Source organism: Enterobacter sp. BNK-18, assembly GCF_047456135.1.
Taxonomy (GTDB): Bacteria; Pseudomonadota; Gammaproteobacteria; order Enterobacterales; family Enterobacteriaceae; genus Enterobacter; species Enterobacter ludwigii.
The window spans coordinates 418,076-437,053 of sequence record NZ_CP179899.1 but is presented as its reverse complement, the minus strand read 5'-3'; the positions used below and the strand labels follow the sequence as shown (position 1 = coordinate 437,053).

Genomic DNA, 18,978 nt, shown 5'->3' with positions numbered 1-18,978 from the left:
GTTAACCTTGTCACAAAATAATGCTACGTATGGAGCACGCTATGGCACAACCTATCCTTCTCGATTGCGACCCGGGTCATGATGACGCGATCGCCCTCGTCCTTGCACTTGCCTCCCCTGAACTGGACGTCAAAGCCGTTACGTCCTCTGCCGGAAACCAGACCCCGGAGAAAACGCTGCGTAACGTCCTGCGTATGCTGACGTTGCTCAAACGCACCGATATTCCGGTCGCCGGTGGTGCCGTCAAACCGCTCATGCGCGATCTGATCATTGCCGACAACGTGCACGGTGAAAGTGGGCTGGATGGCCCGGCACTGCCCGAACCGGGGTTTGAAGCGCAACCCTGCACCGCCGTAGAGCTGATGGCGAAAGTGCTGCGTGAAAGCGCGGAACCGGTCACGCTGGTGGCCACCGGCCCGCAAACCAACGTTGCGCTGCTGCTGAACAGCCATCCGGAATTGCACAGTAAAATCGCCCGAATCGTGATCATGGGCGGCGCAATGGGACTCGGGAACTGGACGCCAGCGGCGGAATTCAACATTTTTGTCGATCCGGAAGCCGCAGAGATTGTCTTCCAGTCTGGCCTGCCGATTGTCATGGCCGGCCTGGACGTCACCCATCGCGCACAAATAATGGCGCACGACATCGCGCGCTTTCGTGCCATTGGCAACCCGGTGGCGACAACCGTCGCAGAGTTGCTGGACTTCTTTATGGCGTATCACAAAGCCGAGAAATGGGGTTTTCACGGCGCGCCGCTGCACGATCCGTGCACCATTGGCTGGCTGCTCAAACCGGAGATGTTTACCACGGTAGAACGGTGGGTAGGCGTGGAAACCCAGGGGAAATACACTCAGGGTATGACGGTGGTGGACTACTATTCGCTGACGGGCAATCAACCCAATACCACGCTGATGGTGGATATCGACCGGGAAGCGTTCGTAGATTTGCTGGCGGAAAGACTCAGCTATTACAGCCATGCCCGGTAAGCGAAGGCTCCCGGGCATGATAGACTGCTCTGCGGCCTGATGCCCTCCCCCTGGCCTGCAGGGAGAGGGCGGCTTTTACTTAGGGCTCAAACGGCCGACGCTGGAACTGATCGTGTCCACACTTTGGACACAGCGGCAACACATCCGGCGTATAGACCGCAATGTGGTGATGGCATTTCTCGCACACCAGATTCCCCAGCCCGACCACTTCTCCGCTGTGATAGACCCCGTGGTGGTTGAGGTCCTGAAAAACTTCACGCCACTCCAGCTGCGTTTTATCGGTGATATCCGCCAGCTCCTGCCACAGGCTTTCTTTAATTACCCGCATAAAAACGCTGTCGGTAACCTCGTTCTGACTCTCTTCGTAGCTTCGCGCAAACTCTTCCAGGTCGCGGCGTACGGCGCGCGTCACCTCTTCCACTTCGGTTCGCGTTAACTCACCCGTTTGCGTCACGCGGGCCCGCGCCTGTTCCACCAGCGCATCGATATCACGCTCGCCGTTACGCAGCCGTTCCGTCAGTGTTGTCACCAGTTCTCGGTAAAATTGAGCAACCTTGTTCATCATTTTGCCTCCCGGGTAAGTAACTGACTCTAATAATAGACCTTATTTCGCCACCGCTTTGCCAGGTGAACCACAGACCCGACAAATTCCTCACGCGCGCATTTGTGCGAAAGGCTGTTTTGGCGCGGGCGTTTGGGCTATGCTATGCGGATCTGAATTACCACATCCATTGGCTACATTTGTAGCTGTATTGAAAACAGGACCACTGGCTGCCATGCAAGAGCAATACCGCCCGGAAGAGATAGAATCAAAAGTCCAGCAACACTGGGACGAGAAGCGCACCTTTGAAGTAACCGAAGACGAGAGCAAAGAGAAGTATTACTGCCTGTCGATGCTTCCCTATCCTTCTGGTCGACTACACATGGGCCACGTGCGTAACTACACCATTGGTGATGTGATTGCCCGCTACCAGCGTATGCTCGGCAAAAACGTCCTGCAGCCAATCGGCTGGGATGCGTTTGGTCTGCCTGCAGAAGGCGCGGCGGTCAAAAACAACACGGCACCTGCCCCGTGGACGTACGACAACATCGCGTACATGAAAAACCAGCTCAAAATGCTGGGCTTTGGCTATGACTGGAGCCGCGAGCTGGCGACCTGCACCCCGGAATACTACCGCTGGGAGCAGAAATTCTTCACCGAGCTGTACAAAAAAGGCCTGGTATACAAGAAGACCTCTGCCGTTAACTGGTGCCCGAACGACCAGACCGTACTGGCGAACGAGCAGGTTATCGACGGCTGCTGCTGGCGTTGTGATACCAAAGTTGAGCGTAAAGAGATCCCACAGTGGTTTATCAAAATCACCGCCTACGCTGACGAGCTGCTGAACGATCTGGATAATCTGGATCACTGGCCTGATACCGTCAAGACTATGCAGCGTAACTGGATCGGCCGTTCAGAAGGCGTGGAGATCACCTTCAACGTTGAGAACGACGATCGGACCCTGACCGTCTACACTACCCGTCCGGACACCTTCATGGGTGCGACCTATCTGGCCGTGGCCGCTGGTCACCCGCTGGCACAGAAAGCCGCGGAAAACAACCCGGAACTGGCGGCCTTCATCGACGAGTGCCGCAACACCAAAGTGGCCGAAGCCGACATGGCGACGATGGAGAAGAAAGGCGTTGATACCGGCTTTAAGGCTATCCATCCCCTGACGGGCGAAGCAATCCCTGTCTGGGCAGCCAACTTCGTGCTGATGGAGTACGGTACGGGTGCCGTCATGGCCGTTCCAGGCCACGATCAGCGTGACTACGAATTTGCCACCAAATATGGCCTGACCATTAAACCTGTCATCCTCGCGGCTGACGGTTCTGAGCCAGACCTCTCCGCACAAGCCCTGACCGAAAAAGGCACCCTGTTCAACTCGGGTGAATTCAGCGGTCTGAGCTTTGAAGATGGCTTCAACGCGATTGCCGACAAGTTAGCGTCGCTGGGCGTCGGTGAGCGTAAAGTCAACTACCGCCTGCGCGACTGGGGTGTCTCTCGCCAGCGCTACTGGGGAGCACCTATCCCAATGGTGACGCTGGAAGATGGTACCGTGATGCCAACGCCAGAAGATCAACTCCCGGTGATCCTGCCGGAAGATGTGATCATGGACGGTATCACCAGCCCAATCAAAGCCGATCCTGAGTGGGCAAAAACGACCGTTAACGGCCAGCCAGCGCTGCGTGAAACTGACACCTTTGATACCTTTATGGAATCGTCATGGTACTACGCGCGTTACACCTGCCCGCAGTATCAGGAAGGCATGCTGGATTCCGATGCAGCAAACTACTGGCTGCCTGTGGACATCTACATCGGTGGTATTGAACACGCCATCATGCACCTGCTCTACTTCCGCTTCTTCCACAAGCTGATGCGTGACGCAGGCATGGTCAACTCTGACGAACCAGCAAAACAGCTGCTGTGTCAGGGAATGGTGCTGGCCGATGCCTTCTACTACGTCGGGGCGAACGGCGAGCGTAACTGGGTGTCTCCGGTTGACGCGATCGTTGAGCGCGACGAGAAAGGCCGTATCGTGAAGGCGAAAGACGCCGAAGGTCATGAACTGGTTTATACCGGCATGAGCAAGATGTCGAAGTCTAAAAACAACGGCATCGACCCTCAGGTGATGGTTGAGCGTTACGGCGCAGATACCGTGCGTCTGTTTATGATGTTTGCCTCTCCGGCTGACATGACCCTGGAATGGCAGGAATCGGGCGTTGAAGGGGCTAACCGCTTCCTGAAGCGTGTCTGGAAACTGGTTTACGAGCACACCTCTCAGGGTGATGCTCCGGCAGTGAACGTCGCGGCACTGACTGAAGATCAGCAGGCGCTGCGTCGTGATGTTCATAAAACGATTGCAAAAGTGACCGATGATATTGGTCGTCGTCAGACCTTCAATACCGCAATTGCGGCTATTATGGAACTGATGAACAAGCTGGCAAAAGCCCCGCAGGACGGCGAGCAGGATCGTGCCTTAATGCGTGAAGCGCTGCTGGCCGTCGTTCGCATGTTGAACCCGTTCACCCCGCACGTCAGCTTCACCCTCTGGCAGGAGCTGAAAGGCGAAGGCGATATCGACAACGCACCGTGGCCAGTGGCTGACGAATCCGCGATGGTGGAAAACACCACGCTGGTTGTGGTCCAGGTTAACGGCAAAGTTCGCGGTAAAATTACCGTGGCGGTCGATGCTACCGAAGAACAGGTTCGCGAACGCGCAGGCCAGGAACATCTGGTTGCGAAATATCTTGAGGGCGTTACCGTACGTAAAGTGATCTACGTACCGGGTAAATTGCTGAATCTGGTCGTTGGCTAAGCGCGGGAGGAAACGTGCGACAACTGGCAACAATACTCTTATCTCTGGCGGTGCTTGTCACCGCTGGTTGTGGCTGGCATCTGCGCAATACCACGGCAGTGCCTGCTGAAATGAAAACGATGATTTTCGACTCATCGGATCCGAATGGTCCACTCAGCCGGGCAATTCGAAACCAGCTGCGTCTTAACGATGTTGAGTTGATTGAGAAAGGGACGTTACGTCAGGATGTTCCATCCCTGCGCGTTCTGGGCTCAACCTTAGCCAAAGACACGGCGTCCATTTTCCAGGACGGCCGTACCGCAGAGTATCAGATGGTCCTGTCGGTTAATGCCGCCGTTCTGATCCCGGGTAAAGACATCTACCCAATCAGCACGAAAGTGTACCGTTCGTTCTTCGATAACCCGCAGACGGCTCTGGCAAAAGACGCCGAGCAGCAGATTATCATTAACGAAATGTACGATAAGGCCGCAGAGCAGCTGATCCGTAAGCTGCCGGGCGTTGCCGCGTCAACGAAACAGGGTTCTGACATCATCGAAAAACCGGATGCCACCACGCCTCCTGTTTCTGCCTCCCTGGGTAACTGATGATCAGGCTGTATCCTGAACAACTCCGCGCGCAGCTCAATGAAGGGCTGCGCGCGGCGTATCTGCTTCTCGGAAACGATCCGCTATTACTTCAGGAAAGCCTGGATGCCGTCCGACAGGCGGCGGCCGCTCAGGGCTTTGATGAACACCACACCGTCCAGCTGGATAACAACACCGACTGGAATGCCCTCTTCTCGCTTTGCCAGGCGATGAGCCTCTTTGCATCGCGCCAGACCATCCAGATCCTGCTGCCGGAGAATGGCCCTAACGCGGCCATCAATGAACAGCTGGCAACGCTGGTCAGTCTGCTGCACAGCGATCTGCTGTTTATTGTGCGCGGCAACAAGCTCACCAAAGCGCAGGAAAACGCGGCCTGGTTTACCCAGCTCGCGGCCAATGCGGTTATGGTGACCTGTCAGACGCCTGAACAATCCCATCTGCCAAAATGGGTCGCGACAAGAGCGAAGCAAAACAATCTTCAGCTGGACGACGCCGCAAACCAGCTCCTCTGCTACTGCTATGAAGGTAACCTGCTGGCACTGGCGCAGGCGCTGGACAGGCTCTCCCTGCTCTGGCCAGACGGTAAGCTGACACTGCCACGCGTGGAGCAGGCCGTTAACGATGCCGCGCACTTTACGCCCTTCCACTGGGTGGATGCACTGCTGGCAGCGAAAAGCAAACGCGCCCTGCATATATTGCAACAGCTGCGTCTGGAAGGTAGCGAACCGGTTATTTTGCTGCGCACTCTTCAGCGTGAATTATTACTGCTGATTACGCTCAAGCGTCAGTCTGCACATACGCCATTACGTTCGCTGTTTGATAAACATCGGGTGTGGCAAAACCGTCGGGCGATGACCACCGAGGCCATCAACCGCCTGAGTCATGAACAGCTGCGTCAGGCCGTGCAGCTTCTGATGCGCGCTGAGCTTACGTTGAAACAAGATTATGGTCAGTCGGTCTGGGCGGAGCTGGAAAGTCTCTCTTTGCTGCTCTGCCATAAGGCGCTGGCAGACGTATTTATCGATGGATAGTATGCATTCTTTACAGGCCCTGTACGGTGGTACCTTCGACCCGGTCCATTACGGACATCTGAAGCCGGTTGAAATTCTGGCGAATCTGATCGGCCTTCAGCGCGTAATCATCATGCCCAATAATGTGCCGCCACACCGTCCGCAACCTGAGGCGAGCAGCGAGCAGAGAAAAGAGATGCTCGCTCTGGCCATCGCGGATAAACCGCTTTTTAGCCTTGATGAGCGAGAATTGCGCCGCAACACACCGTCCTGGACGTCGCAAACGCTGCAGGAGTGGCGAGCCGAGCAAGGGCCGGACACGCCGCTGGCCTTTATTATTGGTCAGGACTCCCTGCTCAATTTTCCCACCTGGCACCAGTATGAAACGATTCTGGAAAACAGCCACCTGCTTGTCTGTCGCCGTCCGGGCTATCCGCTGACCATGCGAGAAGAGCAGTATCAGCAGTGGCTTGAGGCGCATCTCACAGACAATATTGAAGACTTGCACAACCAACCTGCCGGGAAGATTTATCTGGCAGAGACGCCGTGGTTCGATATTTCTGCGACCCTCATTCGCGAGCGTCTGCAGCAGGGATTAGCCTGTGACGATCTGCTGCCATCAGCTGTGCTGGACTACATTCACGCGCATGGGTTGTATCAGAAAAGCGCAGACGCATAGCGGGGGCGCATGAAAAAGCGGCGTAATGATTATCCTGCCTTGACAGGTTAAGCCATACTGTTATCCTCCGCTGCCAGACTTTCCCGCCGATCATTGCTTTACAGAAATTGTTTTACAAAAATGGCGATGCAATCTCAGGCGGAGGGTGGGATGATACCCGCCTTCAAAAGCCCGGCCGGAGACATTTGTCCCGACACTGGCGTCAGTTCAGGTATACTGTCTGGCCACGAATTCATAGTTATACAATCTCATTCACCCCAGGGGGAAAACTTGCAGGGTAAAGCACTCCAGGATTTTGTTATCGACAAAATTGATGACCTGAAAGGTCAGGACATCATCGCTATCGACGTTAAGGGTAAATCCAGCATCACCGACTGCATGATTATCTGCACCGGTACTTCAACGCGTCATGTTGTTTCGATTGCCGACCACGTTGTTCAGGAATCGCGTGCAGCAGGCCTGTTACCGCTTGGCGTTGAAGGTGAAGCGACCGCTGACTGGGTGGTTGTCGATCTCGGCGATGTGATTGTCCATGTCATGCAGGAAGAGAGCCGTCGCCTGTATGAGCTGGAAAAACTCTGGGGTTAATGCGTGAAGTTGCAACTGGTCGCCGTCGGCACCAAAATGCCGGACTGGGTACAAACCGGTTTTACTGAATATCTGCGTCGTTTTCCAAAAGACATGCCGTTCGAACTGGTGGAAATTCCCGCCGGGAAGCGCGGCAAGAACGCCGATATCAAACGTATTCTCGATAAAGAGGGAGAGCTGATGCTGGCTGCCGCAGGCAAAAACCGCATCGTCACCCTCGATATTCCAGGTAAACCCTGGGATACGCCGCAGCTGGCGCACGAACTGGAGCGCTGGAAGCAGGATGGTCGTGACGTCAGTCTGTTGATTGGCGGGCCTGAGGGGTTATCTCCTGCCTGCAAAGCGGCGGCAGAACAAAGTTGGTCTCTCTCCGCGCTGACGCTTCCCCACCCGCTCGTTCGGGTACTGGTGGCAGAAAGCCTGTATCGCGCGTGGAGCATTACTACCAACCACCCATATCACCGCGAGTAGTGACTGACCAGGGTAGATTAAGCAGCGGATGAAACTACAGAATTCTTTTCGCGACTATACGGCTGAGTCCGCGCTGTTTGTGCGCCGGGCGCTGGTCGCCTTTACGGGGATTTTGCTGCTTACCGGCGTGCTGATCGCCAACCTCTATAATCTGCAAATTGTCCGCTTTACCGATTATCAGACGCGTTCAAACGAAAACCGTATCAAGCTGGTGCCCATCGCGCCCAGCCGCGGCATTATCTACGACCGTAACGGCACTCCGCTGGCGTTAAACCGCACCATTTATCAAATCGAAATGATGCCGGAAAAAGTCGATAATGTGCAGGATACGCTTGAAGCGCTAAAAGGCGTTGTCGATCTGACCGACGATGATATCGCCGCGTTCAAAAAAGAGCGTGCCCGCTCCCACCGTTTCACCTCAATCCCGGTTAAAACGAACCTGACGGAAGTCCAGGTGGCCCGCTTTGCCGTGAACCAGTATCGTTTTCCCGGCGTGGAAGTGAAAGGTTACAAGCGTCGCTACTACCCTTACGGTTCCGCGCTGACGCATGTCATTGGTTACGTTTCCAAGATCAACGATAAAGACGTTGAACGCCTCGATAAAGACGGCAAACTGGCAAACTACGCGGCGACGCACGATATCGGTAAGCTGGGGATCGAACGCTACTACGAAGATGTCCTGCACGGGCAGACCGGCTATGAAGAGGTTGAAGTTAACAACCGTGGCCGCGTCATTCGCCAGCTCAAAGAAGTGCCACCGCAGGCGGGGCATGACGTCTACCTGACGCTCGACCTCAAGCTGCAGCAGTATATTGAAACCTTACTGGCGGGCAGCCGTGCTGCCGTTGTCGTCACCGATCCGCGTTCCGGCGGCATTCTGGCGATGGTGTCCATGCCAAGCTACGACCCGAACCTCTTTGTCGATGGTATCTCCAGCAAGGACTATTCCGGTCTGCTCAATGACCCGAATACGCCGCTGGTGAACCGCGCCACACAAGGGGTTTACCCGCCAGCGTCAACGGTAAAACCGTACGTGGCGGTCTCTGCGCTGAGCGCGGGCGTCATCAACCGCAATACCAGTCTGTTTGACCCGGGCTGGTGGCAATTACCAGGCTCTGAAAAACGCTATCGCGACTGGAAAAAATGGGGCCATGGTCACCTCAACGTTACCAAATCGCTGGAAGAGTCTGCGGATACCTTCTTCTACCAGGTTGCGTATGACATGGGCATTGACCGCCTGTCAGAGTGGATGAGCAAATTCGGTTACGGACATTACACCGGCGTTGACCTTTCAGAAGAACGTTCCGGTAACATGCCAACCCGTGAGTGGAAGCTGAAGCGCTTTAAGAAGCCGTGGTATCAGGGTGATACCATTCCGGTGGGTATCGGTCAGGGCTACTGGACGGCGACCCCGATTCAGATGAACAAAGCGATGATGATCCTCATCAACGATGGCGTAGTGAAAGTTCCGCACCTGCTGCAAAGTACGGTTGAAGACGGCAAAAAAGTGCCGTGGATCCAACCGCATGAGGCCCCGGTGGGTGACATTCATTCTGGTTACTGGGAAATTGCCAAAGACGGTATGTACGGCGTGGCGAACCGCCCGAACGGGACCGCACATAAGTATTTCGCCGGCACACCGTATAAAGTGGCCGCCAAATCCGGTACTGCGCAGGTCTTCGGTCTGAAAGCCAATGAAACCTATAACGCGCACCGCATTGCTGAACGTCTGCGTGACCATAAGCTGATGACGGCCTTTGCCCCTTATGATAACCCGCAGGTTGCGGTGGCGATGATTCTGGAAAACGGCGGCGCAGGTCCGGCCGTGGGGACCATCATGCGCCAGATCCTCGACCACATTATGCTGGGTGATAACAACACCGAACTGCCGGCTGAAAACCCGGCCGCCGCTGCGGCGGAGGACCAATAATCATGACGGATAATCCAAATAAAAAATCGCTGTGGGATAAAATCCACATCGACCCAGCCATGCTGCTGATCCTGCTGGCTCTGCTGGTTTACAGCGCCCTGGTTATCTGGAGCGCCAGCGGCCAGGACATCGGCATGATGGAGCGCAAAATCGGCCAGATCGCGATGGGTCTGGTCATTATGGTGGTCATGGCGCAGATCCCGCCGCGGGTCTACGAAGGCTGGGCACCGTACCTGTACATATTCTGTATTGTGCTGCTGGTTGCGGTAGATGCCTTTGGGGCCATCTCTAAAGGCGCGCAGCGCTGGCTGGATCTGGGCGTTGTCCGCTTCCAGCCCTCTGAAATAGCCAAAATAGCGGTTCCCTTGATGGTGGCGCGTTTTATTAACCGTGACGTCTGCCCGCCTTCGCTGAAAAATACCGCCATTGCGCTGGTGCTGATTTTCCTGCCGACGCTGCTGGTTGCGGCGCAGCCTGACCTCGGTACCTCGATTCTTATCGCCCTCTCCGGCCTGTTTGTCCTGTTCCTGTCGGGTTTAAGCTGGCGTCTGATTGGCATTGCAGTCGTGCTGGTGGCAGCATTCATCCCGATTCTCTGGTTCTTCCTGATGCATGATTACCAGCGACAACGCGTCATGATGCTGCTCGATCCGGAAACCGATCCGCTGGGTGCGGGCTATCATATTATTCAGTCCAAGATTGCGATCGGTTCCGGCGGCCTGCGCGGTAAAGGCTGGCTGCACGGCACCCAGTCCCAGCTGGAGTTCTTACCGGAACGCCACACCGACTTTATCTTTGCGGTTCTGGCGGAAGAGCTGGGCCTGGTTGGCATCCTGATTCTGCTGGCGCTGTATGTGCTGTTGATCATGCGAGGGCTGTGGATCGCCGCGCGTGCGCAAACCACCTTTGGCCGCGTGATGGCAGGCGGGTTGATGCTGATTTTATTCGTTTATGTCTTCGTAAATATTGGTATGGTGAGTGGTATTCTGCCGGTTGTTGGCGTCCCGCTCCCGCTGGTGAGCTACGGAGGCTCGGCACTGATCGTGTTGATGGCCGGGTTTGGTATCGTGATGTCGATCCATACCCACAGAAAAATGTTGTCAAAAAGCGTATAAAAATAAGGGGATCGGAATGCGTAAGCAGTGGCTGGGGATCTGCATTGCGGCAAGTTTACTTGCGGCCTGCACAAGTGATGATGGTCAGCAACAGGCAACCGTCGCGCCGCCGCAGCCTGCGGTTTGTAATGGCCCGATCGTTGAAATCAGCGGTGCCGATCCCGTTTATGAACCGCTCAATGCCAGCGCGAATCAGGATTACGAGCGCGACGGCAAAAGCTACAAAATTGTTCAGGATCCCTCCCGCTTTAGCCAGGCTGGCTTTGCCGCCATTTATGATGCCGAGCCAGGCAGCAACCTGACGGCGACCGGCGAAGCGTTCGATCCGATGCAACTGACGGCGGCTCACCCGACCCTGCCTGTCCCGAGCTACGCCCGTATCACCAACCTGGCGAATGGTCGTATGATCGTGGTACGCATTAACGATCGTGGTCCCTACGGTAACGACCGGGTGATCTCCCTGTCACGCGCGGCTGCAGACCGCCTGAACACCTCGAACAATACCAAAGTCCGTATTGACCCGATTATCGTGGCGCAGGATGGCACCCTCTCCGGGCCAGGTACCGCGTGTACGACGGTGGCGAAACAGACTTACGCCCTTCCTGACCGCCCGAACCTGGACGGCGGCATGGGAAGCGTCTCTTCTCCGGCAGAGCCTTCTCAGCCAGCAGGAGAAGTGCGCCCAATCAGCAATGATACGCTGCAAAGCGAAGACACGACGGGTGCGCCGGTAAAGAGTAGCGGCTTCCTGGGCGCGCCGACAACGTTAGCCACCGGCGTGCTGGAAGGCAGCGAACCAACGCCAGCACCGGCTCCTGTTGCCGCTCCTGCCACAGAGCCTGCTCCCGTAACGGCTCCGGCGACGGCGCAAAGCACACCGGTTGCGGCTCCAGCGGCGGCCAGCGGCGGCTTTGTGGTTCAGGTTGGGGCGGTAAGCGATCAGGCCCGTGCGCAGCAGTATCAACAGCGTCTGAGCCAGCAGTTTGGTGTTCCGGGACGCGTTGCGCAAAACGGCGCAGTATGGCGTATTCAGATGGGGCCGTTTGCCAGCAAATCGCAGGCAGCGTCTCTGCAGCAGCGCCTGCAAAATGAAGCCCAACTACAATCATTTATCGCTGTTGCGAAATAATGAACTGGCGGCATCCTAAGTGTCAATTTGTGTAAAACACATTCACAAACTCATGCTTAAAGTCGGATGCCTGCCTGAATAGCATTTGCTATAGTAAGGCACTTTTTTTAATTCCATCACGGATGTCGTTGTTCTGACCATGAAGACCACTTTTTCTGCTCGTTTTGTGCAGCGCATGGCGCTGACCACGGCCCTTTGCGCAACTGCTCTCTCTGCAGCTCACGCCGATGACCTGAATATCAAGACCATGATCCCTGGCGTTCCGCAAATCGACGCGGAATCGTATATCCTGATCGACTACAACTCTGGCAAAGTGCTGGCTGAACAGAATGCCGACGCCCGCCGCGATCCGGCCAGCCTGACCAAAATGATGACCAGCTACGTTATCGGCCAGGCCATGAAAGCAGGGAAGTTCAAAGAAACGGATCTGGTCACCATCGGTAACGATGCGTGGGCAACCGGCAACCCGGTATTTAAAGGTTCATCATTGATGTTCCTGAAACCGGGCATGCAGGTTCCTGTTTCTCAGCTGATCCGTGGTATTAACCTGCAATCCGGTAACGATGCGTGCGTGGCAATGGCCGATTTCGCCGCGGGAAGCCAGGATGCCTTCGTCGGTCTGATGAACAGCTACGTCACCGCGCTGGGTCTGAAGAACAGCCATTTCCAGACCGTACATGGTCTGGACGCAGATGGTCAGTACAGCTCCGCACGTGATATGGCGTTGATTGGTCAGGCGCTGATCCGTGACGTGCCGAACGAATACTCCATCTATAAAGAGAAAGAGTTCACCTTCAACGGTATCCGTCAGACCAACCGTAACGGCCTGCTGTGGGATAACAGCCTGAACGTTGACGGCATCAAAACTGGCCATACCGATAAAGCTGGCTACAACCTGGTTGCTTCTGCCACCGAAGGCCAGATGCGTCTGATCTCTGCCGTGATGGGCGGTCGTACCTTCAAAGGTCGTGAGACGGAAAGCAAGAAACTGCTGACCTGGGGCTTCCGTTTCTTCGAAACCGTGAACCCGCTGAAAGCCGGTAAAGAGTTTGCTTCTGAGCCAGTCTGGTTCGGTGATAACGACCGTGCTTCCCTTGGCGTGGATAAAGATCTGTACCTGACCATTCCTCGTGGTCGCATGAAAGATCTGAAAGCCAGCTACGTGCTGAACACCACTGAGCTGCACGCGCCACTGCAGAAAAACCAGGTGGTGGGCACCATCAACTTCCAGCTGGATGGTAAAACCATCGATCAGCGTCCGCTGGTTGTTCTGCAAGAAATCCCGGAAGGCAATTTCTTCGGCAAAATCATTGATTACATTAAATTGATGTTCCATCACTGGTTTGGCTAAAAATTGAACACTTGAAAGTGTGATTTTGATCCCCATATACTAGATATCCTGATAACTCCCACCTGTCGTGGGAGTTATTCTTTTTGACGTTACGCCGGAGCTGACATGAAAACCAAACTTAACGAACTGCTTGAATTCCCTACCCCGTTTACCTACAAAGTAATGGGTCTGGCGAAACCTGAGCTGGTTGATCAGGTGGTTGAAGTGGTACAGCGCCATGCGCCGGGTGACTACTCTCCGTCAGTAAAACCAAGCAGCAAGGGCAACTACCACTCGGTATCCATTACCATTACCGCAACCCACATTGAGCAGGTTGAGACGCTGTACGAAGAGCTCGGCAATATCGAAATTGTTCGTATGGTGCTGTAGTCCCTCTGCGGTTACCCGGTTTGCCGGGTAACCCGCCTCCCCGCTTGTGATATACTCTTCCTCACCTTTTGTCCCTCGTCTTCGGAGACGTCCTTTTGTATCAGGATAAAATTCTTGTCCGTCATCTCGGGCTGCAACCTTACGAGCCTGTCTCCCAGGCCATGCATGATTTCACCGATTCACGCGATGACACCACCCCTGATGAGATCTGGCTGGTCGAACACCTGCCGGTATTTACACAGGGACAGGCGGGAAAAGCGGAACATTTATTGATGACGGGTGATATCCCGGTAATTCAAAGCGATCGCGGTGGGCAGGTCACGTACCACGGACCTGGGCAGCAGGTGATGTACGTTCTGCTGAACCTGAAGCGCAGAAAGCTCGGCGTTCGCGAACTGGTTACCCTGCTGGAACAAACCGTGGTTAACACGCTGGCGGAATACGGTATTGAAGCCCATCCGCGTGCCGATGCGCCGGGCGTCTATGTGGGAGAAAGTAAGATTTGCTCACTGGGGCTGCGTATCCGCAAGGGCTGCTCCTTCCATGGGCTGGCACTGAATATTAATATGGATCTTACCCCCTTCCAGCGCATAAACCCCTGCGGCTACGCCGGAATGGAGATGACGCAAATGCGCCAGTGGGTTGAAAGCGCAACGCCAGAGAATATTCGTCCTGTGCTTTTGAAGAACGTTTTAGCCCTACTTAACAATCCATCTTACGAATATATCGCTGCTTAATATATTATGCATCATGGCTCGATTATTTGACGGGCCACTGTTTATTTACCGCTTTTACGCTTTACAATAATCCGCTTATTCTATATTTTCGAAGCGCCCGAATATTACCGCTACATATTATTAGCCTCCAGCCAGAACTGCATACAGGGCGTAAGTAACTTGCGTGATAATCACACAACTGTTTGTTTTTGATAAACAAGTGAAACAAAACCAACACTTTACGAATCTCTACAAGCATAATAAATAAATTCAACTATCATTCATAATGTGAATGTATACGGAGTGAAAGCGTGGAGTATAATAATTTACCAGCCAAACGACTGAATGACCCAGGTGGTGAGGACAAGCCACAAATTTTTCGGACTTTACGTAATATTGATCTCAATTTGTTGACTATTTTTGAGGCAGTATATGTCCATAAGGGTATCGTTAATGCTGCGAAAATTCTTAATCTCACGCCTTCAGCAATAAGCCAGTCAATTCAAAAACTGCGCGCTATATTTCCCGACCCGTTATTTATTCGTAAGGGCCAGGGGGTTACGCCGACGGCCTACGCTACCCATCTGCATGAGTACATCAGCCAGGGGCTGGAGTCGATTCTGGGTGCGCTGGATTTAACCGGCAGCTATGACAAACAGAGAACCATCACTATCGGCTGCACCCCGTCTGTCGGCGTGCTGGTGATGCCCGCTATTTTTCAGGCGATAAAAGAGCATGTTCCCCAGCTCCTGCTGCGAAATGTGCCGCTCAACGAGCCTGATATTCAGCTTGCTCAGTTTCAGACCGACCTGATTATAGAAAGCGGCAGCTTTAGCGCCCGAGCGCTCGGACAACATGTCCTGTATGCGGATAACCTGGTGCTGGTATGCCGCCAGCAGCATCCCGCCCTGAGCGGGCCGTTGACCATTGAAAATCTGCGCAACTACGATCATTCGTCTTTCATGACCGAAGGCCAGTCCAACCATGCGCTGCGTCAGCGAATCGATGAGATATTCCCGGAACGCCAGATCAGCTTCAGTAGTTACAATATGTTCACCACTGCCTCCCTGATTGGCAGCAGCGACATGCTCTGCATCATGCCTTCGCGTCTGTATACCTTGTTGCGTAAATGTTGGCCGCTGGAGAGCATTCCTCTCAACCAGCTCAATGCGGAATCTATCGAGATTTCACTGCATTACAACAAACTCAGCTTGCGCGATCCGGTACTGGAAAACGTTATCCGCGTCATCCGCCAGGCCTTCTGACTGGTTGATACAGCACAAGCCCCTGCCCCCTGCCGGGCAAAACGCACAAAACAACAACTATTTTACAAATTGGCGACCTGGCAGGCTGCTTTACCGACCGTTTCAATGATATACTGCCTGTCGTTCGTTCAAAAATAGTTGATAAATACAACATTCCCTTGAATAGAAACGCTTTCCTTCGATATTCGCAACTGGAACACGCACGCTATGAGTAAACCCATTGTGATGGAACGCGGTGTTAAATACCGCGATGCCGATAAAATGGCCCTTATCCCGGTTAAAAACGTGGCTACAGAGCGCGAAGCGCTGTTAAGAAAACCGGAATGGATGAAAATCAAACTTCCGGCTGACTCTTCGCGTATCCAGGGGATCAAAGCGGCGATGCGCAAGAACGGCCTTCACTCCGTCTGTGAAGAAGCCTCTTGCCCGAACCTTGCTGAATGTTTCAATCACGGTACCGCGACGTTTATGATTCTGGGTGCCATCTGTACCCGCCGCTGCCCATTCTGCGATGTGGCTCATGGCCGCCCGGTAGCACCCGACGCCAACGAACCTCAGAAACTGGCACAGACCATCGCCGATATGGCGCTGCGTTATGTCGTTATTACCTCCGTTGACCGTGACGATCTGCGTGATGGCGGTGCTCAGCACTTCGCTGACTGCATTACCGCTATTCGTGAGAAAAGCCCGAACATCAAAATTGAGACGCTGGTTCCAGACTTCCGCGGCCGTATGGATCGCGCGCTGGACATCCTGACCGCGACGCCACCAGACGTGTTTAACCACAACCTGGAGAACGTGCCGCGTCTCTACCGTCAGGTACGTCCTGGTGCGGACTATAACTGGTCTCTGAAGCTGCTGGAGCGTTTTAAAGAAGCGCATCCCCATATTCCAACCAAGTCAGGCCTGATGGTTGGTCTCGGTGAAACGAATGCTGAGATCATCGAAGTGATGCGCGATCTGCGCCGCCACGGTGTGACCATGCTGACGCTGGGACAGTATCTGCAGCCAAGCCGCCACCACCTGCCCGTGCAGCGCTACGTGAGCCCGGATGAGTTTGATGAGATGAAAGCCGAAGCGATGGCGATGGGCTTTACCCACGCAGCCTGCGGCCCATTTGTTCGCTCCTCTTACCATGCCGATATGCAGGCAAAAGGCGAAGAAGTGAAATAAGACTGTAATATTCACTTACAGTAATACAAAAAAACCGGCCTCTTGAGCCGGTTTTTTTTCGCAAGCCCTCAGGCATTGCCGTTACTCTTTGTGAGAAAGCTTCTCTGCCGGGATGTCACCCTCGGCGCTTTTCTTCGCAGCCGCATCATCGTCGTTCATTGCTTTCTTAAAGCCTTTGATGGCGGCACCCAGGTCACCACCCAGCGTGCGTAACTTCTTGGTACCAAACAGCAGGACGACCAGTGCGGCAACCACCAGCAGTTTGGTAATACTAATCTCACCCATAGATACCTTCTTTACATAAACCAGGCTGCATTCAGCGCCAAAAACCTGATTGTATTAACGGTCATTTGACGCGTGCACACAATAGCAATCTGTAACAAGGTGAATCAAGCATTGTTGAAAAAAACATCACAATAATTGCGGTGGCGCAAACCGACGGTTGCGAAGAACCGGTAATTGCTGCCGTGCAAGCGTAATCCTCTCCCGCTGTAACTCTGTCATCAGCAAAACCGGGGCCTCCGCCGCAGCGGCTATCGTAACACCCAGCGGATCCACCACCCTGCTCTGCCCAATGTTCTTATTGCCGCACTCCCCCGAGGCCACAACATAACAGGTAGTATCCAGCGCACGCGCTGTAAGGAGCGTTGCCCAGTGATGCTCTTTAAGCGGCCCCTTGACCCACGCGGCAGGCACAACCAGCACGTCAGCCCCCTTTAACGCGAGCGTAAGTGCCAGCTCAGGAAAACGCAGGTCGTAGCAGGTCATCAACCCAATCTTAAAGCCATCGACATCAAGCAGCGGTGAGATGCTGTCTCCCGGATCCACCCGCCGCGATTCCTGAATGCTGAAGGCATCATAAAGATGGAGTTTGGCATAGCGCGCAACGATCGCGCCGTCACGGATGGCCACGAGCGTATTTACCGCCCGTCCCGCCGTCGAGGGGACATGCACCGTAAAGAGGGTGGTCAAACCATTGCCCGCGCTTTCCGCCAGCAGGTGCTGTAAAAATCCGCCGTCCAGAGGCTGGGCAGACTTCACCGACAGGTCCGGGTCGTTGTCATCTCTTGCCAGCAGCGCCTCCGGCAGCACCAGCAAGGAAGCTTCTTTCAGGCGGGCCTGCCTCATCAGAGAGACACATTTATCTGCATTCTCTTGCCAGTCAGGCGTAACCGCAAACTGTCCTACCGCAACATACATATTTGTCCCCTCAGCAAAAACCGCGTTAAACTCGCCACTCTTACACATCAAATAGCAGGTATTTACAGTGTTACAACTACTTTTAGCCGTTTTTATTGGTGGGGGTACGGGTAGCGTTGCGCGGTGGTTTTTGAGTATGCGTTTTAATCCCCTGCATCAGGCTATTCCAATGGGTACGCTGGCGGCTAACCTGATAGGTGCTTTCATTATTGGCGTGGGGCTGGCCTGGTTTAACCGTATGACGCATATCGATCCCGTGTGGAAGCTATTGATTACCACCGGCTTTTGCGGCGGTTTAACCACCTTCTCAACGTTCTCGGCGGAAGTGGTTTTCCTGTTTCAGGAAGGGCGTGTCGGCTGGGCGCTGATGAACATTGCGATTAATATGCTCGGCTCCTTTGCGATGACGGGGATCGCATTCTGGCTATTTTCTTCCGCCACGACGCACTAACAGACGCTGCGTTAATGTTGGCTTAATTTTTCTCTGTCACTCTGAACGCAATACTGAACAAGGGTGACAGAATGAAACAGAACCTGATGAGCGCAGGTGTGGTGTTGTTGAGCGTGCTGATCGTTGCCAGCTTCCTCAAAATGTATCTGCTTAGCTGATTCAACGCGAAAAAAAACCCGCTCAGTGAGCGGGTTTTGAAATTCTTGCTGACGCGTCTGAATTACAGAGCGATTACGTTAGCAGCAGAAGGGCCTTTGGCACCGTTAGTGATTTCGAACTCTACACGCTGACCTTCAGCCAGAGTTTTGAAACCATTAGACTGGATTGCAGAGAAGTGTACGAACACGTCTTTGCTGCCATCTTCAGGAGTAATGAAACCGAATCCTTTGGACTCATTAAACCACTTAACGTTACCTTTAATCTTAGACATCAAAATTACCTTTACATTAAAAAACGACACAAATGCTGTGTCGGGTACCAGTACATCAATTGTGGGACCTTTTGTCCAGCGGTTCTTTGATAAAAAGTGACTAAAGTCGCGTTAATTTCTGCTGACGGTTTTTTATCTCAACGGAATCAACGGCTGCACATTTTTTCACCAG

20 protein-coding genes are annotated in these 18,978 nt (G+C 54.0%); 16 read left to right on the top strand and 4 right to left on the bottom strand.

All coding sequences use genetic code 11. The features are described 5' to 3' along the window. The first annotated feature begins 41 nt into the window (after positions 1–41). Entirely contained in the window at positions 42–986 is a 945-nt protein-coding gene (gene rihA, locus ACMGG3_RS02105; RefSeq protein ID WP_333192360.1) for a pyrimidine-specific ribonucleoside hydrolase RihA, read from the top strand. 79 nt (positions 987–1,065) lie between these two features. On the opposite strand, the gene ACMGG3_RS02100 is transcribed toward rihA, so the two are convergent. Then, positions 1,066–1,548 (bottom strand): zinc ribbon-containing protein, encoded by a 483-nt coding sequence (locus ACMGG3_RS02100; RefSeq protein ID WP_025204671.1) that lies wholly within the window; start codon positions 1,546–1,548, stop codon positions 1,066–1,068. A gap of 214 nt (positions 1,549–1,762) precedes the next feature. Between ACMGG3_RS02100 and leuS the strand changes: the two genes are divergently transcribed. From leuS to lipA, 14 genes are all read left to right on the top strand, one after another. Beyond that, positions 1,763–4,345 carry a leucine--tRNA ligase gene (leuS, locus tag ACMGG3_RS02095; protein WP_020884994.1) on the top strand — a complete coding sequence of 861 codons (2,583 nt, stop codon included), beginning with the start codon at positions 1,763–1,765 and terminating at the stop codon, positions 4,343–4,345. A 14-nt stretch (positions 4,346–4,359) separates the two neighbouring features. After that, on the top strand, positions 4,360–4,929 hold the full coding sequence (lptE, locus tag ACMGG3_RS02090; protein ID WP_414149538.1) for an LPS assembly lipoprotein LptE: 570 nt from the start codon (positions 4,360–4,362) through the stop codon (positions 4,927–4,929). Beyond that, positions 4,929–5,960, top strand: a complete 1,032-nt coding sequence (gene holA / locus ACMGG3_RS02085; protein WP_014169122.1) for a DNA polymerase III subunit delta — start codon at positions 4,929–4,931, stop codon at positions 5,958–5,960. The genes lptE and holA overlap by 1 nt, the downstream gene beginning before the upstream one ends. Beyond that, positions 5,953–6,618 carry a nicotinate-nucleotide adenylyltransferase gene (gene nadD, locus ACMGG3_RS02080; protein ID WP_049023577.1) on the top strand — a complete coding sequence of 222 codons (666 nt, stop codon included), beginning with the start codon at positions 5,953–5,955 and terminating at the stop codon, positions 6,616–6,618. Before holA ends, nadD begins: the two co-directional genes overlap by 8 nt. 270 nt (positions 6,619–6,888) lie before the next feature. After that, a complete protein-coding gene (rsfS, locus tag ACMGG3_RS02075) occupies positions 6,889–7,206 on the top strand; it encodes a ribosome silencing factor (RefSeq protein ID WP_003858696.1) in 318 nt (105 codons plus the stop codon). A 3-nt stretch (positions 7,207–7,209) separates the two neighbouring features. Next, on the top strand, positions 7,210–7,677 hold the full coding sequence (rlmH, locus tag ACMGG3_RS02070) for a 23S rRNA (pseudouridine(1915)-N(3))-methyltransferase RlmH (protein WP_003858701.1): 468 nt from the start codon (positions 7,210–7,212) through the stop codon (positions 7,675–7,677). 28 nt (positions 7,678–7,705) lie between these two features. Next, entirely contained in the window at positions 7,706–9,607 is a 1,902-nt protein-coding gene (gene mrdA, locus ACMGG3_RS02065) for a peptidoglycan DD-transpeptidase MrdA (protein ID WP_014169119.1), read from the top strand. Between the two features lie 2 nt (positions 9,608–9,609). Next, positions 9,610–10,722, top strand: coding sequence for a peptidoglycan glycosyltransferase MrdB (mrdB, locus tag ACMGG3_RS02060; protein ID WP_014169118.1), 1,113 nt, complete (start codon positions 9,610–9,612; stop codon positions 10,720–10,722). A 16-nt stretch (positions 10,723–10,738) separates the two neighbouring features. Next, complete coding sequence (gene rlpA, locus ACMGG3_RS02055) at positions 10,739–11,851, top strand: endolytic peptidoglycan transglycosylase RlpA (RefSeq protein WP_025204674.1); 1,113 nt, start codon at positions 10,739–10,741, stop codon at positions 11,849–11,851. 139 nt (positions 11,852–11,990) lie between these two features. Continuing rightward, positions 11,991–13,202 carry a D-alanyl-D-alanine carboxypeptidase DacA gene (gene dacA, locus ACMGG3_RS02050; protein ID WP_014169116.1) on the top strand — a complete coding sequence of 404 codons (1,212 nt, stop codon included), beginning with the start codon at positions 11,991–11,993 and terminating at the stop codon, positions 13,200–13,202. Between the two features lie 105 nt (positions 13,203–13,307). Then, positions 13,308–13,571, top strand: a complete 264-nt coding sequence (gene ybeD / locus ACMGG3_RS02045) for a DUF493 family protein YbeD (protein ID WP_003858718.1) — start codon at positions 13,308–13,310, stop codon at positions 13,569–13,571. Positions 13,572–13,666: 95 nt separating this feature from the next. Beyond that, complete coding sequence (gene lipB, locus ACMGG3_RS02040) at positions 13,667–14,308, top strand: lipoyl(octanoyl) transferase LipB (protein ID WP_041162491.1); 642 nt, start codon at positions 13,667–13,669, stop codon at positions 14,306–14,308. A 290-nt stretch (positions 14,309–14,598) separates the two neighbouring features. Continuing rightward, positions 14,599–15,552, top strand: coding sequence for a YbeF family transcriptional regulator (locus ACMGG3_RS02035; RefSeq protein WP_020885001.1), 954 nt, complete (start codon positions 14,599–14,601; stop codon positions 15,550–15,552). A 207-nt stretch (positions 15,553–15,759) separates the two neighbouring features. Continuing rightward, a complete protein-coding gene (lipA, locus tag ACMGG3_RS02030; protein ID WP_014169113.1) occupies positions 15,760–16,725 on the top strand; it encodes a lipoyl synthase in 966 nt (321 codons plus the stop codon). Between the two features lie 81 nt (positions 16,726–16,806). Here lipA and tatE read toward each other — a convergent pair whose 3' ends face one another. Both tatE and ACMGG3_RS02020 read right to left on the bottom strand, forming a co-directional pair. After that, a complete protein-coding gene (gene tatE, locus ACMGG3_RS02025; protein ID WP_014169112.1) occupies positions 16,807–17,010 on the bottom strand; it encodes a twin-arginine translocase subunit TatE in 204 nt (67 codons plus the stop codon). 126 nt (positions 17,011–17,136) lie between these two features. Next, entirely contained in the window at positions 17,137–17,925 is a 789-nt protein-coding gene (locus ACMGG3_RS02020; RefSeq protein ID WP_414149537.1) for a deaminated glutathione amidase, read from the bottom strand. Between the two features lie 67 nt (positions 17,926–17,992). On the opposite strand from ACMGG3_RS02020, the gene crcB reads away from it, so the two are divergent. Continuing rightward, positions 17,993–18,376 carry a fluoride efflux transporter CrcB gene (gene crcB, locus ACMGG3_RS02015; RefSeq protein WP_014169110.1) on the top strand — a complete coding sequence of 128 codons (384 nt, stop codon included), beginning with the start codon at positions 17,993–17,995 and terminating at the stop codon, positions 18,374–18,376. A gap of 220 nt (positions 18,377–18,596) precedes the next feature. Here crcB and cspE read toward each other — a convergent pair whose 3' ends face one another. After that, positions 18,597–18,806 carry a transcription antiterminator/RNA stability regulator CspE gene (gene cspE, locus ACMGG3_RS02010; protein WP_002439184.1) on the bottom strand — a complete coding sequence of 70 codons (210 nt, stop codon included), beginning with the start codon at positions 18,804–18,806 and terminating at the stop codon, positions 18,597–18,599. Positions 18,807–18,978: the final 172 nt, after the last annotated feature.

Excerpts from the sequence above, each read along its gene's own strand:
- cspE (WP_002439184.1), bottom strand. The coding sequence starts at position 18,806 with ATGTCTAAGATTAAAGGTAACGTTAAGTGGTTTAATGAGTCCAAAGGA.
- rlpA (WP_025204674.1), top strand. The coding sequence starts at position 10,739 with ATGCGTAAGCAGTGGCTGGGGATCTGCATTGCGGCAAGTTTACTTGCG.
- mrdA (WP_014169119.1), top strand. The coding sequence starts at position 7,706 with ATGAAACTACAGAATTCTTTTCGCGACTATACGGCTGAGTCCGCGCTG.
- rihA (WP_333192360.1), top strand. The coding sequence starts at position 42 with ATGGCACAACCTATCCTTCTCGATTGCGACCCGGGTCATGATGACGCG.
- dacA (WP_014169116.1), top strand. The coding sequence starts at position 11,991 with ATGAAGACCACTTTTTCTGCTCGTTTTGTGCAGCGCATGGCGCTGACC.
- lipA (WP_014169113.1), top strand. The coding sequence starts at position 15,760 with ATGAGTAAACCCATTGTGATGGAACGCGGTGTTAAATACCGCGATGCC.
- nadD (WP_049023577.1), top strand. The coding sequence starts at position 5,953 with ATGGATAGTATGCATTCTTTACAGGCCCTGTACGGTGGTACCTTCGAC.
- mrdB (WP_014169118.1), top strand. The coding sequence starts at position 9,610 with ATGACGGATAATCCAAATAAAAAATCGCTGTGGGATAAAATCCACATC.
- ACMGG3_RS02100 (WP_025204671.1), bottom strand. The coding sequence starts at position 1,548 with ATGAACAAGGTTGCTCAATTTTACCGAGAACTGGTGACAACACTGACG.
- ACMGG3_RS02020 (WP_414149537.1), bottom strand. The coding sequence starts at position 17,925 with ATGTATGTTGCGGTAGGACAGTTTGCGGTTACGCCTGACTGGCAAGAG.
- tatE (WP_014169112.1), bottom strand. The coding sequence starts at position 17,010 with ATGGGTGAGATTAGTATTACCAAACTGCTGGTGGTTGCCGCACTGGTC.
- leuS (WP_020884994.1), top strand. The coding sequence starts at position 1,763 with ATGCAAGAGCAATACCGCCCGGAAGAGATAGAATCAAAAGTCCAGCAA.
- holA (WP_014169122.1), top strand. The coding sequence starts at position 4,929 with ATGATCAGGCTGTATCCTGAACAACTCCGCGCGCAGCTCAATGAAGGG.
- ybeD (WP_003858718.1), top strand. The coding sequence starts at position 13,308 with ATGAAAACCAAACTTAACGAACTGCTTGAATTCCCTACCCCGTTTACC.